Origin of the sequence: Bradyrhizobium sp. Rc3b (assembly GCF_900114915.1) — a bacterium.
Lineage (GTDB): Bacteria > Pseudomonadota > Alphaproteobacteria > Rhizobiales > Xanthobacteraceae > Bradyrhizobium.
On sequence record NZ_FOUS01000007.1, the window covers coordinates 299807 to 317822 of the forward strand.

At 65.7% G+C, this 18016-nt stretch carries 20 protein-coding genes; 3 read left to right on the plus strand and 17 right to left on the minus strand.

Going from position 1 to position 18016, the window contains the following annotated elements; genetic code table 11:
* Positions 1 to 3: 3 nt before the first annotated feature.
* The 5 genes from BM190_RS18540 to BM190_RS18560 form a co-directional block, all read right to left on the minus strand.
* Positions 4 to 345, minus strand: coding sequence for an integration host factor subunit alpha (locus tag BM190_RS18540; RefSeq protein ID WP_026202294.1), 342 nt, complete (start codon positions 343 to 345; stop codon positions 4 to 6).
* Between the two features lie 134 nt (positions 346 to 479).
* Positions 480 to 1460 carry a beta-ketoacyl-ACP synthase III gene (locus BM190_RS18545; protein ID WP_018320056.1) on the minus strand — a complete coding sequence of 327 codons (981 nt, stop codon included), beginning with the start codon at positions 1458 to 1460 and terminating at the stop codon, positions 480 to 482.
* Complete coding sequence (gene plsX / locus BM190_RS18550; protein ID WP_018320055.1) at positions 1457 to 2518, minus strand: phosphate acyltransferase PlsX; 1062 nt, start codon at positions 2516 to 2518, stop codon at positions 1457 to 1459. Before plsX ends, BM190_RS18545 begins: the two co-directional genes overlap by 4 nt.
* A gap of 298 nt (positions 2519 to 2816) precedes the next feature.
* Positions 2817 to 3386, minus strand: a complete 570-nt coding sequence (locus BM190_RS18555; RefSeq protein WP_092257471.1) for a YceD family protein — start codon at positions 3384 to 3386, stop codon at positions 2817 to 2819.
* Complete coding sequence (locus BM190_RS18560) at positions 3383 to 3946, minus strand: ubiquinol-cytochrome C chaperone family protein (RefSeq protein ID WP_092257474.1); 564 nt, start codon at positions 3944 to 3946, stop codon at positions 3383 to 3385. The genes BM190_RS18555 and BM190_RS18560 overlap by 4 nt, the downstream gene beginning before the upstream one ends.
* A gap of 98 nt (positions 3947 to 4044) precedes the next feature.
* Between BM190_RS18560 and BM190_RS18565 the strand changes: the two genes are divergently transcribed.
* On the plus strand, positions 4045 to 4530 hold the full coding sequence (locus BM190_RS18565) for an outer membrane protein assembly factor BamE (RefSeq protein WP_177237153.1): 486 nt from the start codon (positions 4045 to 4047) through the stop codon (positions 4528 to 4530).
* 218 nt (positions 4531 to 4748) lie between these two features.
* The gene (locus BM190_RS18570) at positions 4749 to 5747 is read left to right on the plus strand and encodes a Bug family tripartite tricarboxylate transporter substrate binding protein (RefSeq protein ID WP_018320051.1); all 999 of its coding nucleotides are present in this window, start codon (positions 4749 to 4751) and stop codon (positions 5745 to 5747) included.
* A gap of 172 nt (positions 5748 to 5919) precedes the next feature.
* Here BM190_RS18570 and BM190_RS18575 read toward each other — a convergent pair whose 3' ends face one another.
* The 12 genes from BM190_RS18575 to BM190_RS18630 all read right to left on the minus strand — a co-directional run bounded on the left by BM190_RS18575 (position 5920) and on the right by BM190_RS18630 (position 16692).
* A complete protein-coding gene (locus BM190_RS18575) occupies positions 5920 to 8040 on the minus strand; it encodes a sodium-translocating pyrophosphatase (protein WP_018320050.1) in 2121 nt (706 codons plus the stop codon).
* A gap of 234 nt (positions 8041 to 8274) precedes the next feature.
* A complete protein-coding gene (gene thiL, locus BM190_RS18580; RefSeq protein ID WP_092257477.1) occupies positions 8275 to 9273 on the minus strand; it encodes a thiamine-phosphate kinase in 999 nt (332 codons plus the stop codon).
* Positions 9274 to 9448: 175 nt separating this feature from the next.
* On the minus strand, positions 9449 to 9946 hold the full coding sequence (gene nusB / locus BM190_RS18585) for a transcription antitermination factor NusB (RefSeq protein WP_018320048.1): 498 nt from the start codon (positions 9944 to 9946) through the stop codon (positions 9449 to 9451).
* Positions 9947 to 9949: 3 nt separating this feature from the next.
* Positions 9950 to 10441, minus strand: coding sequence for a 6,7-dimethyl-8-ribityllumazine synthase (ribH, locus tag BM190_RS18590; protein ID WP_092257480.1), 492 nt, complete (start codon positions 10439 to 10441; stop codon positions 9950 to 9952).
* Between the two features lie 164 nt (positions 10442 to 10605).
* Complete coding sequence (locus BM190_RS18595) at positions 10606 to 11229, minus strand: riboflavin synthase (RefSeq protein WP_092257483.1); 624 nt, start codon at positions 11227 to 11229, stop codon at positions 10606 to 10608.
* Positions 11229 to 12377 (minus strand): bifunctional diaminohydroxyphosphoribosylaminopyrimidine deaminase/5-amino-6-(5-phosphoribosylamino)uracil reductase RibD, encoded by a 1149-nt coding sequence (gene ribD, locus BM190_RS18600; protein WP_092257487.1) that lies wholly within the window; start codon positions 12375 to 12377, stop codon positions 11229 to 11231. Before ribD ends, BM190_RS18595 begins: the two co-directional genes overlap by 1 nt.
* A complete protein-coding gene (nrdR, locus tag BM190_RS18605) occupies positions 12374 to 12856 on the minus strand; it encodes a transcriptional regulator NrdR (RefSeq protein WP_011087793.1) in 483 nt (160 codons plus the stop codon). Before nrdR ends, ribD begins: the two co-directional genes overlap by 4 nt.
* Positions 12857 to 12871: 15 nt before the next feature.
* Positions 12872 to 14170 (minus strand): serine hydroxymethyltransferase, encoded by a 1299-nt coding sequence (glyA, locus tag BM190_RS18610; RefSeq protein ID WP_018320044.1) that lies wholly within the window; start codon positions 14168 to 14170, stop codon positions 12872 to 12874.
* A gap of 260 nt (positions 14171 to 14430) precedes the next feature.
* Positions 14431 to 14652 carry a hypothetical protein gene (locus BM190_RS18615; RefSeq protein ID WP_018320042.1) on the minus strand — a complete coding sequence of 74 codons (222 nt, stop codon included), beginning with the start codon at positions 14650 to 14652 and terminating at the stop codon, positions 14431 to 14433.
* Positions 14653 to 14707: 55 nt separating this feature from the next.
* Complete coding sequence (locus BM190_RS18620; protein WP_018320041.1) at positions 14708 to 14944, minus strand: hypothetical protein; 237 nt, start codon at positions 14942 to 14944, stop codon at positions 14708 to 14710.
* A 197-nt stretch (positions 14945 to 15141) separates the two neighbouring features.
* The gene (gene ldtR, locus BM190_RS18625; RefSeq protein WP_018320040.1) at positions 15142 to 15660 is read right to left on the minus strand and encodes a transcriptional regulator LdtR; all 519 of its coding nucleotides are present in this window, start codon (positions 15658 to 15660) and stop codon (positions 15142 to 15144) included.
* Positions 15661 to 16179: 519 nt separating this feature from the next.
* The gene (locus tag BM190_RS18630) at positions 16180 to 16692 is read right to left on the minus strand and encodes a DUF6163 family protein (protein ID WP_092257490.1); all 513 of its coding nucleotides are present in this window, start codon (positions 16690 to 16692) and stop codon (positions 16180 to 16182) included.
* A 151-nt stretch (positions 16693 to 16843) separates the two neighbouring features.
* On the opposite strand from BM190_RS18630, the gene hemB reads away from it, so the two are divergent.
* A complete protein-coding gene (hemB, locus tag BM190_RS18635; protein WP_092257493.1) occupies positions 16844 to 17905 on the plus strand; it encodes a porphobilinogen synthase in 1062 nt (353 codons plus the stop codon).
* The last annotated feature ends 111 nt before the right edge of the window (positions 17906 to 18016 follow it).

Here is an 18016-nt window from a genome sequence, read left to right on the forward strand (position 1 = left end):
GCGTTACGCCTCTTGTGGAGCCTTGCTGGCGTCACCGTTGGCGCGGTGCTGGCCGTTGATCCGCTGCTTCAGGATCGCCGACGGCTTGAACACCATGACGCGGCGCGGCGAGATCGGCACCTCGGTGCCGGTCTTTGGGTTGCGGCCGATGCGCTGACCCTTCTTGCGGACCATGAAGGACCCGAACGAGGACAGTTTCACCGTCTCGCCCTTTTCCAGGCAGTCGGTGATCTCCTTCAGCACGAGTTCCACGAAGGCGGACGATTCCGTGCGCGACAGGCCTACCTTCTGGTAGACGGCTTCGCACAGATCGACACGCGTTACGGTTTTACTTTGATCGGTCATCGCCCTGCCCCACATCACGGCGAACAATTGTTGTCTGAAATTATGAGGTTACGATACGGCGGTCAACAGCGCTCATCAATGCACACGCATCGATAATCGGCGCTGATTCCGGCAAAATTTTATCGACTGTGGCCCTACCAGCGCACGAGCGCGGAGCCCCAGGTGAAGCCGCCGCCCATGGCCTCCAGCAGGACCATGTCGCCTTTCTTGATGCGGCCGTCCTTGCGGGCCACCGACAGCGCCAGCGGAATCGAGGCGGCCGAGGTGTTGCCGTGACGGTCCACCGTCAGCACCACCTTCTCCGGCGCGATGTGGAGCTTGTGGGCGGAAGCGTCGATGATTCGCTTGTTGGCCTGGTGCGGTACGAACCAGTCGATGGTCTCGGCATTGAGCCCGGTCGCCTGGAAGGCATCGACGATGACGTCGGTGATCATGCCGACTGCGTGCTTGAAGACCTCGCGGCCCTCCATGCGCAGATGGCCGACGGTCTGGGTCGAGGACGGCCCGCCGTCGACGAACAGCTTTGCCTTGTGGCGGCCGTCGGAGCGCAGATGCGTGGTGACGATGCCGCGGTCGGTCGCGGCCTTGCCCGGCTGCTCCTGCGCCTCCAGCACGACCGCGCCGGCGCCGTCGCCGAACAGCACGCAGGTGCCGCGGTCGTTCCAGTCGAGGATGCGCGAGAAGGTCTCGGCGCCGATCACCAGCGCGCGCTTGAACGCGCCGGTGCGCAGGAAATTGTCGGCGGTGGCGAGCGCGAACACGAAGCCGGAGCATACCGCCTGGAGGTCGAAGGCCGCGCCGTGGGTGATGCCGAGCCCGTGCTGCACGGCAACGGCCGTCGCGGGGAAGGTGTTGTCGGGCGTCGAGGTCGCGAGCACGATCAGGTCGATCGACTGCGCGTCCATGCCGGCATCGGTGAGCGCGGCCTGCGCCGCCTTGATCGCCAAATGCGAGGTGAACTCGCCCTCGGCCGCGATGTGCCGCTCGCGAATGCCGGTGCGCTGCACGATCCACTCGTCGGAGGTGTCGATACGCGCCGCCAATTGGGCGTTGGTCACCACCTGCTCCGGCAGATAGGAGCCGCAGCCCAGCACGACCGAACGAATTTGAGTCACGAAACAGCCTCCTGCGCGGCCTGCACGGAATTGAGTGCACCGCCCTCGCGGTTGAGCATCTGATTGATCTTGTTCAGGAGATCGTAGTGAGCCATCTCATAGCCAACATCGATCGCATAGGCAAAGCCTTCGGCGCTGGTTCCGCCGTGGCTCTTGACCACTAATCCGTTCAAACCCAGGAACACGCCGCCATTGGACTTGTTCGGGTCCATCTTGTCGCGCAGGGCCTGGAAGGCGCTGCGCGCAAAGAGATATCCGAGCTTCGACAGCCAGCTCCGCCGCATCTCGTTGCGGAGTAAGTCCGCCATCTGCCGGGCGGTTCCCTCGGCGGCCTTGAGCGCGATGTTGCCGCTGAAACCTTCGGTCACGATGACGTCGGCCAGCCCCTTGCCGATACCGTCGCCCTCGACGAAGCCGATATAGTCGAGCTCCGGCAGGTTCCTCGCCCGCAGGATCTCGCTGGCCTCGCGGATCTCCTCGTGCCCCTTGATCTCTTCGGCCCCGATATTGAGCAGCCCGACCGTGGGGCGCTTCTTGTCGAACAGCACGCTCGCCATCGCCGCGCCCATCACCGCGAGCGACACCAGATGGTGCGCGTCGCCGCCGATGGTGGCGCCGAGGTCGAGCACGACGGACTCGCCGCGCCTGGTCGGCCATATCCCCGTGATCGCGGGACGGTCGATTCCGGGCAGCGTGCGCAGGTGGAAGCGCGACATCGCCATCAGCGCGCCGGTATTGCCGGCGGAGACCGCGACATCCGCCTCGCCCTTCTTCACGGCGTCGATGGCAAGCCACATCGAGGAGGTCTTGCGGCCGCGCCGCAGCGCCTGGCTCGGCTTGTCCGAGCCGCTGACGGCCACGTCGGTGTGGATGATCTTCGAAGCCGCTTTGAGCGCGGGATGCTTCTCGAGCTCGGGCTCAATCCTGGCGCGGTCCCCGACCAGCAGGAACTCGGTCTCGCGATGCCTCTGAAGCGAGATGGCGGCGCCGGGAATGACCACGGCGGCGCCGGCGTCGCCCCCCATGGCGTCCAGCGCGATGCGAACCTTGCTTGGCATAAAAGTCCTGGAAACCTGGTCTGGTGCGGTCTTGGATCAGCGGGACCGCAAAATGAGTTCGCCACGGACATGGCGGCCGGCCAAGCGCCACGCCGCACCCGGGCCGGGGCGCGACAATAGCGTTTTGTACCCCCGAAACAACCTCTTGCCCCCAGCCTTTTGCATCCGGGGCGATCCGGCCGCGAACTCCTGAATCTGCAAGAAATGCACTGAAATCAGCCAGATAAAGAAGGCTTTGAAACCATCCCGGCAAATGCCTCGCGCACCGCCGCAAGACGATCCCCGGGGAAATGCCCGGCTATTGGCCCTTCTTGTTGTCCTGCAGCGCCTTCAGGGCCGCGAATGGATGGTCCTCGGGATCGGGGGCGGTGACCTCCGGCTCGAACACGACCCCCTCCTTGCGCGGATAGGGATCGATTGCCAGGAACAGGGCGTCGGTGGCGAGCCGGCCAAGGTCGATGATGCCACCCACGATCGCCTCGGGCGGGTCGGCGACCTCAGGCGGCGCCTCCTCGTCCTGCCCCTCCGCGATCAGGTCGGCCAGGCGGCGCGCCTCGGCCTCGGGGGCGAACACCAGGTCCACCTCCTCCTCGATCTCGCTTTCGATCGGATCGAGCGTGACCACGCAGGTTTGGCCGATTCGGGCCCGGACGGTGCCGGTCACCTGGACCCGGCCGCCGCTCCTGGGCACCACGTCGAAGTCGGCCTGAGCGGACAGGATCTCGCGGAGGCCGGCGACCTCCGCCATGGCCTGCCGCTCGGCAGCTGAGGCCTCAAGCTTGCGGTGCAGGCCGGTGTCGGGGATTTGCGCGACGATGACGGGGGCCCGCCAGGGATCGGGCTCGGATCCGGTATTGGGTCGGCTCATGGCGTGTCGCCCTCGAGAAGCGCTGGAGGAAACCTGAAGGAGGCGCGCAGCAGCGCGGCCTCGTCGGCCCGGCCGAGATCGGCCTCGGTGGCCCGGGCATAGGCCGCGAGCCGCCTCGCCTGGTCCGGGCCGGTCCCATTCAAGATATTCTTGCAGATCGCCTCTGCCAGGGCCTCGCCGCCGGCCTCGATGGCCTGGTCATAGGCCTGCACGCGGCCGTAAAACGCCTCGCCGAACGCCCGCATCCGCTTCGGCACGGTCTGGTCGCCGACCCCCATCTCGCGCAGATTGTCGTCCATGTCCTCGCAGAAGCGGTCGAACAGCGCCTGCGACAGCTCCGAGGCTCCTGCGGTGGCGCCCTGGACCGTACGCAGGCGCCGCAGCAGCAGCCACAGATGCAGCAGCAACAGGTCGAAACGCCCGTTAACCGTATCGGGCACGCCCAAGTCGCGGTAAAATATGGGTTCTCGCGCCTGCGTCACGATCATGCCATAGATGGCTTCAATGGTGCCCGACGGGGTTAGCCGGGGTTTCCTGAAGTGATTGAACGGCCAAAGCATTGTGGTTTCCGCAAGCGGGCGCGCGCGAGTTGCATTCAGACGCCCAGCCCGGTACTTCAGCGCCTCGCGCGACGCAAGGGGACGGAATCAGTTCCGCTATGACGACAACGAACCAGATCAGCCTGCGCGCGGGTACGCGGCGCGGCCTTCACGCACGCTGGCGCGGCTTGCGCATGCTCGCCGCCGTCGCCCTGGTCGGCGCCGCGCTCACGGGCTGCACCGGCGAGCAATTCCAGAAGGGTTACATCCTGCCGCCCGGTGCGCTGGAGCAGATTCCGATCGGCGCGAGCCAGGATCAGGTGCTGATCGTGATGGGCACGCCCTCCACGGTGGCGACCCTCGATGGCGAAGTGTTCTACTACATCTCCCAGCGCTCGGAGCGCATGGTCGCCTTCATGAACCAGAAGGTGGTCGACCAGCGCGTCATCGCGATCTATTTCGACAAGAACCGGCGCGTGCGGCGCCTCGCGAATTACGGCCTGCAGGACGGCAAGATCTTCGACTTCATCAGCCGCACCACGCCGACGTCGGGCCAGGAGATGAGCTACCTCACGCCGCTGTTCAAGCTGCTCAGCTTTAACTGAGCCCCGGAGCGTTTTCGGGCGAAGCCGGCGACCGGCTCGCTTCAGGAAAACGCTTCAAGACAAGCATCCAGAACGCCTTCCAATTCCGCCGGAAGGTATATGCCCCTCGCCTGCGGCGTCGTGCCGCCCTCCGCGCGGCACTGACCGCCGCGCGCGACTTGCCGTCGCATCTGCGGTTTCCTACGCTCCCTGCAAAGAAAGAAGCAGGGAGTGGATTCGTGCCTAAGACTTTGTCCCGACGTCGCGTGCTCACCGGAGTGGCCGGCCTTTCGGCCGCAGCGATCCTGCCGCGATCGAGCCTTGCCGACTGGAAGCCGACCGAAAACGTCCGCCTCGTGGTGCCGGCTGCGGCCGGCGGCTCGACCGACGTGTTGGGTCGGCTCCTGGCCGCGCATCTGCAAACCGCCTGGGGTCAGTCGGCCGTCGTGGAAAACCGCTCGGGCGGCGGCGGCACCATCGGCACCGCCGAGGTGGTTCGTGCCAAGCCCGATGGCCACACCATCCTGGTCGGCAATCCCGGTCCGAACGCGATCGCCTACAGCATCTTCAAGAATCTGACCTACAAGCCGGACCAGCTCCAGCCGGTCTCCAACATGATCCGGATCCCGAACATCGTGTCGGCGCATCCGAAGACCGGCATCAAGTCGATCGCCGAGCTGATCGCCTATCTCAAGGCCAATCCGGACAAGCTCAGCTACGCCTCCTCCGGCGTCGGCCAGAGCCCTCACCTCACCGGCGCCTGGTTCCTCCAGCTCACCGGCCTCAAGATGACGCACATCCCGTTCCGTGGCGCCGGACCCGCGCTCCAGGCGGCGCTGGCGGGCGACATCCAGATCCTGTTCGACAACCTCTATCCGAGCCTGCCGCAGGTGCAGAACGGCACGCTCAACGGCCTCTGCGTCACCACCACCGAGCGCAGCGACCTTGCGAAAGACCTGCCGACCATGCGCGAGAGCGCGCCGGAGCTGGCGAATTTCGACGTCTCGTCGTGGTTCTCGGTCTTCCTGCCGAAGGGCGTCTCGCCCGAGGTGCTGAGCGCGCTCAATCTCCAGGTCAAGGCGATGCTGGAGCGCGACGACATCAAGAAGCAGATCGCGGCCATGGGCGCCCGCGCCGACTACGGCACGCCCGAGCAGTTCGCCGCCTTCGTGGATGCCGAGACGAAGAAGTTCGCCGGCATCATCCAGAAGGAAGGGCTGCAGATGGACGTGCAGTGACGCACGGCCGCGATCTGTAGGGCGGATTAGCGAAAGCGTAATCCGCCTTCGATGCGGTTCGGGCGATGGCGGATTGCGCTTCGCTAATCCGCCCTACGCACTGTCACTACAAACAAAAACCCCGCGGCTCGCGCCGCGGGGTTTTGCCTTGTCTTGTCTCGTCTCTCGCCGCTTAGTGCGCCAGGATCGCCAGCAGCAGCAGGGCCACGATGTTGGTGATCTTGATCATCGGGTTCACCGCGGGACCCGCCGTGTCCTTGTAGGGATCGCCGACGGTATCGCCGGTCACCGCCGACTTGTGGGCGTCAGAGCCCTTGCCGCCGAAATGACCGTCCTCGATGTACTTCTTGGCGTTGTCCCAGGCGCCGCCGCCCGAGGTCATGGAGATCGCGACGAACAGGCCCGTCACGATGACGCCGAGCAGCATGGCACCGACGGCGGAGAACGCCGCCGACTTGCCGGCCACGCCGCCGCCCGCGATCGCGTAGATCAGGAAGTAGACGACGATCGGTGACAGCACCGGAAGCAGCGAGGGGATGATCATCTCCTTGATCGCCGCCCGGGTCAGCAGGTCGACCGCCTTGCCGTAATCCGGCTTGTCGGTGCCCTGCATGATGCCCGGCTTCTCGCGGAACTGACGCCGAACCTCCTCGACGATCGCGCCGGCGGCACGGCCCACCGCGGTCATGCCCATCGCGCCGAACAGATACGGCAGCAGGCCGCCGAACAGCAGGCCCACCACCACATACGGGTTGTTGAGCGAGAAGTCCGGATTGACGCCGGCGAAGTAGGGATGGCGCGCGGAGTCTGCAACGAAGAACTTGAGGTCCTGGTTGTAGGCCGCAAACAGCACGAGCGCGCCGAGACCGGCCGAACCGATCGCGTAGCCCTTGGTGACCGCCTTGGTGGTGTTGCCGACCGCGTCGAGCGCGTCGGTCGACTTGCGCACCTCCTTCGGCAGGCCCGCCATCTCGGCGATGCCGCCCGCGTTGTCGGTGACAGGGCCGAACGCGTCGAGCGCGACGACCATGCCGGCCAGCGCCAGCATGGTGGCAGTCGCGATCGCGATGCCGAACAGGCCGGCGAGGCTATAGGTGACCAGGATGCCGGCGATGATCACGATCGCGGGGAGCGCGGTCGCTTCCATCGAGACGGCAAGGCCCTGGATCACGTTGGTGCCGTGGCCGGTCACCGAGGCCTGGGCGATCGACTTCACCGGCCGATAGTCGGTGCCGGTGTAGTATTCGGTGATCCAGATGATCAGCGCGGTGACGACGAGGCCGACCACGCCGCATTGGAACAGCGCCATGCCGGTATAGTCGACGCCATCGAGCTTGCCGAAGCCGATCAGGTAGTAGATCACCAGCGCGATGCCGATCAGCGACAGGACGCCGGTTGCGATCAGGCCCTTGTAGAGCGCACCCATGATCGACTGGCTCGGCCCGAGCTTGACGAAGAAGGTGCCGATGATCGAGGTGATGATGCAGATGCCGCCGATCGCGAGCGGCAGCGTCATCATGTTGGCGAGGATCGGCGTCTTGGCGAAGAAGATCGCGGCGAGCACCATGGTGGCGACCGCGGTCACCGCATAGGTCTCGAACAAATCGGCAGCCATGCCGGCGCAATCGCCGACATTGTCGCCGACGTTGTCGGCGATGGTGGCCGGGTTGCGCGGATCGTCCTCGGGAATGCCGGCCTCGACCTTGCCGACGAGGTCGCCGCCGACGTCCGCACCCTTGGTGAAGATGCCGCCGCCGAGACGGGCGAAGATCGAGATCAGCGAGGCGCCGAAGCCGAGCGCCACCATGGCGTCGATGACGGTACGGCTGTCAGGCGCAAGCTTCAGCGAATGCACCAGGAAGCCGAAATAGAGCGTCACGCCGAGCAATGCCAGACCCGCGACCAGGAGGCCGGTGATCGCGCCGGCCTTGAAGGCCAGCTCGAGGCCGCCGGCGAGCGAGGTGGTCGCGGCTTGCGCGGTGCGCACGTTGGCGCGGACCGAGACATTCATGCCGATGAAGCCGGCCGCCCCCGACAGGACGGCGCCGATCAGAAAGCCGATGGCGACGTAGATTCCGAGGAAATAGACAAGCAAGAGGAAGATGACCACGCCGACGATGCCGATCGTCGTGTACTGGCGCCGCAGATACGCCTGTGCACCCTCAGCGACCGCTCCCGCGATCTCCTGCATGCGCGGCGACCCCGCATCCGCGCTTAACACCGAAGACGTCGCCCAAATCGCGTAGACGACGGAAAGCACTCCGCAGAGCACTATCAACCATAATGCTGTCATGTGATTTTTGCCTCAGATCCTTGATGTACCCCCGGCGCCTTTTGTTGTCCGTCGAGCGGTGCGGCGCCTTGATTTCGAACAAAGCCGCCCCTTGCCCAAAAGGGGCGGCCTTAGTCGGTAGCAAGCTTGCCAAAATCAAATTGAGGGTGCAACGCCGGATAAGGCCGAAAACGCCGATCTCGGCAGGTATTTAGGCCAAGTGCAGCGAACTAAGATGCCGGTTTGGAGCAATTCCTAGAAGTGGCTGTAGGACAGCCGCTTCAAAACCAATTCCTGGCCCTGCCCGTCCAGGAAACGCGGCCCCTGCTTGCCCGCGACGATCGTGCCGATCGCGGTGACGGCAAGGCCGGCCGCCCGCCCCGCGGCCATCAGCGCATCGCCCTGCGCCGGCGGGACGGTGCACAGCACCTCGTAGTCGTCGCCCCCCGCAAGCAGCGTCTCGACGCAAACCACGTTGCGGGCAACCAGGCTTGCTGCCGCGGCCGAAAGCGGCACGCTCGTCACGTCGACCGTGGCCGAGACCCCGGACGCCGCACAGAGTTTGGTCAGATCGCCGGCGAGCCCGTCGGAGACGTCCATCGCTGCGGTCGCATGATCGCGCACGGCCCGTGCCAACGGGTTGCGCGGTTGCGGCACGCGATAGCGTGAGATCAGGGCTTCCCTTGCAGCGGGATCGGTCGTGAGCGCAGCCGCGGCAGCACCGCCCGTGAGCACGTCGAGGCCGAGCGCAGCGTCGCCGATCGTGCCGCTCACCAGGATGCGATCGCCTGGCCTCGCGCCGGTCCGGCCGACCATCCGCCCCTGCGGCACGCGGCCAAAGGCCGTGATCGAGATCATCTGCGGGCCCGGCGTCGAGACCGTGTCGCCGCCGAGCAGCGGACAAGCGAATTCCTTTGCATCCTCGCCCAGCGCGTCCGCAAAGGGCCGGAGCCAGGCATCCTCCTGGCTCCGCAGCGCCAGTGTCAGCACGAATCCCGCCGGCGTCGCGCCCTTGGCGGCGAGATCGGACAGGTTCACCCGCAGCGCCTTGCGCGCGACGGTGTCAGGGGGATCGGTGGCAAGATAGTGCACGCCTTCGACGACGGCGTCAGTGGTGACGACGATGTCGTCGCCGGACGACGACAGCACCGCCGCGTCATCGACCAGACCGAACGCACCGGGATCGGTCGCCAGCGGCTTGAAATAGCGCGCGATGAGGGAGTCTTCGGGGGAGGGGTTTTGCGGAGTGGTCATCGATGCAAGCCCCACCCCCCGCTGTCATCGCGCGGCATGACCGGGCGATCCAGTATTCCAGAGACGATCGTGTGACATCGACAGGCCGCGGCGTACTGGATCACCCGCCTTCGCGGGTGATGACAGCGGAGTATGGGGCAGCCGTCTCGCATGAATTCACCGCCCTCGCCGGAAATTACCCCCGCCCGAACTCGTCGCCGCGAAACTGGCGGCCGATCTGGTCGAGCACGGCGTTGACCATGCCGGTCTCCTCGCGGTCGACGAAGGCGTTGGCGACGTCGACATATTCGGAGACGACGACGCGGCCCGGCACGTCCTTGCGGTGCTCCAGCTCATAGGCCCCTGCCCGCAGCACCGCGCGCAGGATCGCCTCGATCCGCTTCAAGGGCCAGCCCTTCGACAGCGCCTCGTCGATCAGGGGATCGAGCTTCTTCTGGTCGCGCACGACGCCCGAGACGACGTCGCGGAAGAAAGCCGCTTCGGCCGGCAGGTAGGTGTCGCCCTCGACCTCATTGCCGAGCCAATGGCTCTCGAACTCGGCAAAGATGTCGTTGATGCCGGCGCCGGCAATATCCATCTGGTACAGCGCCTGCACGGCCGCGAGCCGCGCCGCGCCGCGCCGGTTTGCCTTCTTCTCGTTAAGCCCTGCCGGCTTCTTGGTGGGATCAGCCATGGCTCAGGCCCGCGCCATGCGGCGTTTGATGCGCAGCATCGCAAGCGCCGCACGCGCGGCATCGCCGCCCTTGTTGAGCTCGCTGGCGCGCGCCCGCGCCCAGGCCTGCGCCTCATTATTGACGGTGAGGATGCCGTTGCCGAGCGGCAGCTTTCGCGCCACGGCAAGATCCATCAGCGCGCGCGAGGATTCCTGCGACACGATCTCGAAGTGAATGGTGTCGCCGCGGATCACGCAGCCGAGCGCGATCACAGCGTCATAGGGCTTGCCGTTCGCCGCCGCCGCGTCGATGGCGATGGCGACCGCGGCCGGAATCTCCAGCGCGCCGGGAACCGTGATGACGTCGTGGGTCAGGCCCGCCGCCTTCAGCTCGGCGATCGCGCCGTCCAGAAGCGCGTCCTGGAGATCGTCATAGAACCGCGCCTCGACAATCAGCGCGCGCGCGCCGGAAATGTCAGTCTGGTCCTTCAGGGGTGCGCGCCGCGCGTCTGCCATCGTCTCAATCCGTTTACTGGGGTCGGCGCGTTATGTAGTCGCCGCAGGCACGTAAGCCAAGTTTTAAAGACACTGTCATTCCGGGGCGATGCGAAGCATCGAACCCGGAATCTCGAGATTCCGGGCCTGGTCCTGCGGACCATCCCGGAATGACGGCTCTGCCGTCACTTCATTTCCGTCAACCGCGCCGCATAGCGGGCCATCAAGTCGACCTCGATATTGACCTCGTCCCCCGCCTTCCAGCCACCGATCGTCGTGACCGAGAGCGTGTGCGGGATGATCAGCACCGAAAAAGTCACGTCCTTGACCGTATTGACCGTGAGCGAGACGCCGTCGAGCGTGATCGAGCCCTTGGTCGCGATGAACCGCGCCAGCTCCCGCGTGGTCGAGAGCTCGAACCGCGCCATGTCGGGCAGATCCTCGCGGCTGACGAGGGTCGCGATACCGTCGGCGTGGCCGGCGACGATATGCCCGCCGAGCTCGTCGCCGATCTTGAGCGCGCGCTCGAGGTTGAGCCTGGTGCCGACCTTCCAGTGCTTGGCCGTCGTGAGTGCCAGCGTCTCCGCCGCAGCATCGACGTCATACCAGGTCCTTTGCTCAGAGTCCTTGCCGCCTGCGACGCCGGACGCAACCACGGTCAGGCACACGCCGTTGCTGGCGATCGAGGCACCGTCGGCGATGGTGGTCTGATCGAAGCGGCAGGCGATGCGCAGCCGGTGCAGCTGGCCCTGTGCCACGGGCGTGAAGCTGACGATCTCGCCGATATCGGTGACAATGCCGGTGAACATTACGCGCGCTCGTAGATGGTGAGAGTATCCTTGTCGAATGTTTCGCTAGCATGAACCTTGTAGGCCTGCGACTGCGTGATTTTCGACAGGGGCAATGCATCGAGCGCATCGACGCCGCCACTGCCGACCGCTTCCGCGCCGCGGAACAGCCAGATCTCGTCGACGAGGTCGGCCGCGACGAACGAAGCCGCAACGCGGCTGCCGCCCTCGACCATCAGGCGGGTGATGCCCTTCCCGGCCAGCGCATGCAGTGCGGCCGGCAAATCGAGCCCGGAGGCGCCTGCCGGCGGGATGCGGATCACTTGCGCGCCGGTCGCGCCGAGACGTGTTGCTGCCGCGGCTTCCGCAAGGTCGCAGCCCATCACCCAGAGCGGCGTCTCGCGCGCGGAGCCCACAAGCTTGCTCGCCCCGGGAATACGCAGGCTCTGGTCGAGCACCACGCGCACCGGCGAGCGCGCCGCCATGCCCGGCAGGCGGCAGGTGAGAAGTGGATCGTCCGCCAGCACCGTGCCGATGCCGACCAGGATGGCATCACTCTGCGCGCGCAGGAGATGCACGCGATTGCGCGCCCCCTCCCCCGTGATCGCGACCGGCTTGCCGCCGGCGGCGCCGATCTTGCCGTCGGGCGACACCGCAAGCTTCAGGATCACGTGCGGACGCTTGTCCCGGATGCGGCGGAAATGCCCGGCGTGATCGAACGCGGCTTCCGCCGCGCATAGGCCCACGTCCACATTGATCCCGGCCGCGCGCAGCCGCGCGTGCCCCTGCCCCGCGACCTCAGGATTGGGATCCTCGATCGCCGCCACCACCCGCTTGATGCCGGCCGCGATCACCGCGTCGGCGCAAGGCGGCGACTTGCCGAAATGCGAGCAAGGCTCGAGCGTGACGTAGAGCGTGGCGCCGCGTGCGGCTTCACCTGCGCGCCGCAGGGCTTCGGGCTCGCCATGCGGCCGTCCGCCTGGCTGGGTCCAGCCGCGGCCGACGATGACACCGTCCTTGACGACGACGGCGCCCACGGCCGGGTTAGGCCAGGTGCGTCCCTGCCCGCGGCGTCCAAGCGCCAGCGCCAGCTGCATGAAACGAAGATCGGCGTCCTTGGCCTCGCGCGCCTTCTGCGCGAACTGATCCTCCAGGATGCGGAAGATCATTTGCGGATCGCGGCGAGCCGCGCTTCCTCCTCACCGGAGAGCTCGCCGAGCACGTCGGCGAAATCCTTGGCCTCGCGGAAATTGCGGTAGACCGAGGCGAAGCGCACATAGGCAACGTCGTCGAGGGTGCGCAGATGCTCCATCACGGTCTCGCCGATCACCTCGGAAGAGATCTCGGCCTCGCCTCCGGTCTCGAGCTCGCGCACGATAGTGGAGACCATCTTCTCCACCCGCTCCGGCTCGACCTGCCGCTTGCGCAAAGAGATCTGCACCGAGCGCATCAGCTTGTCGCGGTCGAACGGCACGCGGCGGCCGTTGCGCTTGATCACCGTGAGCTCGCGCAATTGCACGCGCTCGAAGGTGGTGAAGCGGAAATTGCAGGCGACGCACACGCGCCGCCTGCGGATCACGGAAGAGTCCTCGGTCGGACGCGAGTCCTTTACCTGCGTATCGAGACTGTTGCAGTTCGGACAGCGCATCCGCGTGACCCAGCTTTACTGATAGATCGGGAACCGATCGGTGAGCGCCTTGACGCGTTCCTTGATCGCGGCTTCCACCAGCGGCGCCTTGCCGTCGTCCGACTGCGCGATCGCGTTGAGGACCTCGGCGATCATGCCGCCGACCTGCTGGAATTCAGCGACGCCGAAGCCGCGGGTGGTCGCCGCCGGCGTGCCCAGACGAATACCGGAGGTCACAAACGGCGACTCGGGGTCGAATGGAATGCCGTTCTTGTTGCAGGTGATGGCGGCGCGGACCAGCGCCTTCTCCGAGGCGTTGCCCTTCAGGCCCTTCGGCCTGAGATCGACCAGCATCAGATGGTTGTCGGTGCCGCCGGAAACGATGTCGAAGCCATGGCTCTTCATCGCCTCGGCCAGCGCCTTGGCGTTCTCGACGACGTTCTTGGCGTAAACCTTGAAGTCCGGACGCAGCGCCTCGCCGAAGGCGACCGCCTTGGCCGCGATCACGTGCATCAGGGGGCCGCCCTGCAGCCCCGGGAAGATCGCCGAGTTGAACTTCTTGGTCAGTGTCTCGTCATTCCACAGCATCAGGCCGCCGCGCGGACCGCGCAGCGATTTGTGCGTCGTCGTCGTGGTGATGTGGGCGTGCGGCACCGGCGAGGCATGCACGCCGCCGGCGACGAGGCCCGCGAAGTGCGCCATGTCGACCAGGAGGTACGCGCCGACGCTGTCCGCGATCTCGCGGAAGCGCTTGAAGTCCCAGGCGCGCGAATAGGCCGAGCCGCCGGCGACGATCAGCTTCGGCTTGACCTGTTCGGCCTGCTTGGCAACCGCATCCATGTCGATGATCTGGTCCTCGCGGCGCACGGTGTAGTGCGCGGCCTTGAACCACTTGCCGCTCATGTTGACGGGCGAGCCGTGGGTGAGATGGCCGCCCGCCGCGAGGTCAAGGCCCATAAAGGTGTCGCCGGGCTGCAGCAGCGCCAGGAACACCGCCTGGTTCATCTGGCTGCCGGAGTTCGGCTGCACGTTGGCGAATTTGGCGCCGAACAGCTTCTTGGCGCGGTCGATCGCGAGGTTCTCGGCGACGTCGACCCACTCACAACCGCCGTAGTAGCGCGCGCCGGGATAGCCTTCCGCGTATTTGTTGGTCATCACCGAACCCTGCGCTTCCAGCACGGCCCGGCTGACGATGTTCTCGGAGGCGATCAGCTCGACCTCATGGCGCTGCCGGCCGAGCTCGCCCTTGATGGCGGCGGCGATTTCCGGGTCGGCCTGCTCGAGCGGAGCGGTGAAAAACGAATCGGGCGCGGAGGCGGTTTTGGGTGCGGTCATCTTGCGAATATCTCCACCGCCGCAGCCTTTTGGCGGGCTACGGGCGGTCTGGTGTGGCGATCGGAAGCGGCGAGCGCGATCTACCACATCGCCCGCAACAGGCCAAGCATTTGCGGGTCGGGCCTGATATTTATGCAAGATATGGTGGAGGGTGGCGGTTTTCGGCACTTGGGCCGGCTCTGGAGAGCCGCCCGTCCACCCCTCCCGAATGGGGCCGCTTTGGGCCCTAACTCCTCATCCGTGGAGCCGCCGGCTGCCTGTCACAGCCCGGTATACCCCGCCTTCACCGGGTCCACGCTGCCGTCGAGCTGGCGCAGATAGGTCAGGCCGCAGACCGTCAACCGGTGGGTGTCCTTCTCGCCCGCTTCCATCAGGATGTTGAGATAGTTCGTGACCTTCTCCCTCGCCTCCTCGCTGGCCGCGGCGGTGCGGTTGGCGAGAAGGTCATAGGTCTGCATGATGCGGTCGATGGCGGCTTCCATGGCACCCTCTGGTTCGTGCGATATTCTGGCTTCGTCGGTATTTTGGGACTGTTGATCAGGCAACGGCGCGGGCCTCGGCCTGCGCCTGGAACCGGGCGATCGCCGTGTTGGCGAGCCGGATCTTGTTGAACTCCCCGTTCTGGAGCAGCTTGATGATGATCCCGAGCAGGCGTTCGTCGGTGACGAGCGTATCGGGGATCGCGCCGGAACGGCGAAGGTAGTTCGCGGCGATGGCGTAGGCCTCGCTCACGAGTTCCACGTTCATCGCCTGCAGCCCGCGCTCGACCAGCATCGACCTTTCTCCGATCCGAAGGAGATAAGCGCCAGGCCCGGAACTGGTTCCTCGGGTCGCAAAATTTTCTTCGCAGGTGCAAAATGCAAAACGCACCGGTCCGGGGCAACTCCGGGCCGGCGCGCTGGGGAAGTTAGGCACGTTCGGGCGGCTTGCCGGTCTTGTTGCGGGCCGGCTTGGCCTTATCCCTTGGAAACTCAGAGCCGATACAGGATCTGGTCGGTCCAGAACCGCTCGAGGCGGTGCAGTGACTTGTTGAGGGTCGAGAATTCCTCGCCCGAGATGCCGCCGACCTGCTCCACCGTCTTGACGTGCTTCTGGTAGAGCGCATCGACGATGCGGCGGACTTCCTGGCCCTGCGGGGTCAGGCGAATGCGCACCGAGCGGCGATCAACGCGCGAGCGCTGATGGTCGAGGAAGCCGAGCTCGACGAGCTTCTTCAGATTGTAGGAGACGTTGGAGCCGAGATAGTAACCGCGCGTGCGCAGCTCGCCCGCGGTCAGCTCCTTGTCGCCGATGTTGTAGAGCAGGAGAGCCTGCACCGAGTTGATGTCCGCGCGGCCGCGGCGATCGAATTCGTCCTTGATCACGTCGAGGAGCCGGCGATGCAGCCGCTCCACCAGAGTCAAAGCTTCCAGATAGAGCGACTGCACCGAACCCTGCTGGCCGGAGACGCGCTCTGCGGTATCTGCCGCAGTTGCGACGGCTTTCATCATGACACTTCCCCTGTTGTCGTTTTTATCGACACTTATTCGACGAAACTTGTGTCCCGTCTGATAGGCGCAACTTAAGGGGCTCGTTTGAAGATCGGCTTAAATAAGAGAATAAAGAGATCATGAATTTAAGACAGTGAATTGCGGATTAAGCCTGTGCCACAAGCACTTTTCGAAAGCCTCTGTTGACCTTCGCAAGGTCCTGTTCACCCTCCGTCCGCCGCAACTGTCGCATTCCAGAACAGCCCCGCTCCGTTTCGAAACGGGCGCGTAACGGCTGTGGCGGAACCGGCTGGTCAACGAAAACTTACCGCAAATTTTAGGCAACCAACGGTCAACCAATCCGGCACAACTCCGCGCCTCCGCTCTCGTGTCCCGGACAAGCGCAGCGAAGCGGAGCGCAGAGCCGGGACCCAGAGGGCCACAAACGAGATCGCGGAGAGATGGGCCCCGGCTCTGCAACGCATCACGCCACAAGCGCGGCGCGCTGCATTGCGTCGGGGCACGAGAGCGCGCGTTGTGCTACGGCGGCCGTTCGCGCGCGGCCATCCAGGCGAGCGCGAGATAGGCGGCGAGCATGAAGGCTTCGACGCCGACGACGATCAGGCTGCCGCCGTAGATGCCCGGGAACATCAGCTCGATCACCGCCATCGACACCACGGTGGTGAGCCACACCACGGCGCCCCACGGCGTTGCCAGCCACAGGCCGACCGCGGCGACGAGCTCGATCACCGCGAAATAGACGGTCGCGGCCTGCCAGGCCATCGACTGGTTCTCGAACGCCTCGTCCTCGCCGCCGACGAAGCCCGTCACCTGCGCCCAGTGATAGAGACCCTTCAGGATCGAGAGCAGCGCCATCACCCGCAGGAACAGCACGAGGCGGCGCGTCCAGACATTGTCGTCGGACTCCGAGCGCTCCGACGAGATCGCAGCCACCGACATCGCGCTGTCTCTGGCGCTGTCTCTGGCGCTGTCTCTGACGGCGTCCCTGGGGCTGCCGTCACGGGCCGCATCGCGGGTGGAAATCTCGGACATGGCCCCCTTCTGGCTGCTTCGGCCCGCAAAATCAATCGGCGCCCAAGCTCGACGGCCAAGGTCAGCTCAATTCTGCCTTGCGGCAGGTCAAGCCGCGGTGGCGGGAACCATGCGAGCTGGTATAAGAATAATTCCAGCCGGAGGAAGAGTGATGGCGATCAAATACGGACGTCCGATCGAATTGCGCGAGGTTTCGCGCCGCGAGGGAGCGGCGGTGCCCCATGCCCTCGATCTGACCGTCCGCCCGCGCCGCAACCGCAAGGCCGAATGGGCCCGGCGGATGGTGCGCGAGAACGTCCTCACCACCGACGATCTGATCTGGCCGCTGTTCCTGATCGACGGCCACAACAAGCGCGAGCAGGTTGCCTCGATGCCGGGCGTCGAGCGCCTCAGCGTCGACCAGGCCGTGCGTGAGGCCGAGCGCGCCATGAAGCTCACCATCCCCTGCCTCGCGCTGTTTCCCTACACCGAGCCGTCTTTGCGCGACGAGGAAGGCTCCGAAGCGACCAACCCGAACAATCTGGTCTGCCAGGCGGTGCGCGCGATCAAGAAGGAGTTTCCGGAGATCGGCATTCTCTGCGACGTCGCGCTCGACCCCTTCACCAGCCACGGCCATGACGGCCTGATCTCGGACGGCAGGATCCTCAACGACGAGACGGTCGCCGTGCTGGTGCGTCAGGCGCTGGTGCAGGCCGAAGCCGGCTGCGACATCATCGCGCCCTCCGACATGATGGACGGCCGCGTCGCCGCGATCCGTGAGGGGCTGGACCGCACCGGCCTGCTCGACGTGCAGATCATGGCCTACGCCGCGAAATACGCCTCGGCCTTCTACGGCCCGTTCCGCGACGCCATCGGTTCGGCCAAGACGCTGACCGGCGACAAGCGCACCTATCAGATGGACAGCGCCAACACCGACGAAGCGCTGCGCGAGGTCGAGCTCGACATCGCTGAAGGCGCCGACATGGTGATGGTGAAGCCCGGAATGCCCTATCTCGATGTCGTCCGCCGCGTGAAGGACACGTTTGCGATGCCGACCTTCGCCTACCAGGTCTCGGGCGAATACGCGATGATCGCAGCCGCCGCCAACAACGGCTGGCTCGACGGCGAGCGCGCCATGATGGAAAGCCTGCTCGCCTTCAAGCGCGCCGGCGCCGACGGCGTGCTGAGCTACTTTGCCCCGAAGGCGGCGGAGAAGCTGCGCGCGCAGGGATAAGGTGCCGTAGGGTGGGCAAAGCGAAGCGTGCCCACCAATCCATCCATCGCGCAAGATAGCGGGCAATGGTGGGACGGCGCTACGCGCCTTTGCCCAGCGATCGTTTATCTT

Excerpts from the sequence above, each read along its gene's own strand:
- BM190_RS18555 (WP_092257471.1), bottom strand. The coding sequence starts at position 3,386 with ATGAGCCGACCCAATACCGGATCCGAGCCCGATCCCTGGCGGGCCCCC.
- nrdR (WP_011087793.1), bottom strand. The coding sequence starts at position 12,856 with ATGCGCTGTCCGAACTGCAACAGTCTCGATACGCAGGTAAAGGACTCG.
- nusB (WP_018320048.1), bottom strand. The coding sequence starts at position 9,946 with ATGGCTGATCCCACCAAGAAGCCGGCAGGGCTTAACGAGAAGAAGGCA.
- glyA (WP_018320044.1), bottom strand. The coding sequence starts at position 14,170 with ATGACCGCACCCAAAACCGCCTCCGCGCCCGATTCGTTTTTCACCGCT.
- BM190_RS18565 (WP_177237153.1), top strand. The coding sequence starts at position 4,045 with ATGACGACAACGAACCAGATCAGCCTGCGCGCGGGTACGCGGCGCGGC.
- BM190_RS18620 (WP_018320041.1), bottom strand. The coding sequence starts at position 14,944 with ATGCTGGTCGAGCGCGGGCTGCAGGCGATGAACGTGGAACTCGTGAGC.
- hemB (WP_092257493.1), top strand. The coding sequence starts at position 16,844 with ATGGCGATCAAATACGGACGTCCGATCGAATTGCGCGAGGTTTCGCGC.
- BM190_RS18615 (WP_018320042.1), bottom strand. The coding sequence starts at position 14,652 with ATGGAAGCCGCCATCGACCGCATCATGCAGACCTATGACCTTCTCGCC.
- BM190_RS18575 (WP_018320050.1), bottom strand. The coding sequence starts at position 8,040 with ATGACAGCATTATGGTTGATAGTGCTCTGCGGAGTGCTTTCCGTCGTC.
- plsX (WP_018320055.1), bottom strand. The coding sequence starts at position 2,518 with ATGCCAAGCAAGGTTCGCATCGCGCTGGACGCCATGGGGGGCGACGCC.
- ribH (WP_092257480.1), bottom strand. The coding sequence starts at position 10,441 with ATGGCAGACGCGCGGCGCGCACCCCTGAAGGACCAGACTGACATTTCC.
- BM190_RS18560 (WP_092257474.1), bottom strand. The coding sequence starts at position 3,946 with ATGCTTTGGCCGTTCAATCACTTCAGGAAACCCCGGCTAACCCCGTCG.
- ldtR (WP_018320040.1), bottom strand. The coding sequence starts at position 15,660 with ATGATGAAAGCCGTCGCAACTGCGGCAGATACCGCAGAGCGCGTCTCC.
- BM190_RS18595 (WP_092257483.1), bottom strand. The coding sequence starts at position 11,229 with ATGTTCACCGGCATTGTCACCGATATCGGCGAGATCGTCAGCTTCACG.
- BM190_RS18540 (WP_026202294.1), bottom strand. The coding sequence starts at position 345 with ATGACCGATCAAAGTAAAACCGTAACGCGTGTCGATCTGTGCGAAGCC.
- thiL (WP_092257477.1), bottom strand. The coding sequence starts at position 9,273 with ATGACCACTCCGCAAAACCCCTCCCCCGAAGACTCCCTCATCGCGCGC.
- ribD (WP_092257487.1), bottom strand. The coding sequence starts at position 12,377 with ATGATCTTCCGCATCCTGGAGGATCAGTTCGCGCAGAAGGCGCGCGAG.
- BM190_RS18630 (WP_092257490.1), bottom strand. The coding sequence starts at position 16,692 with ATGTCCGAGATTTCCACCCGCGATGCGGCCCGTGACGGCAGCCCCAGG.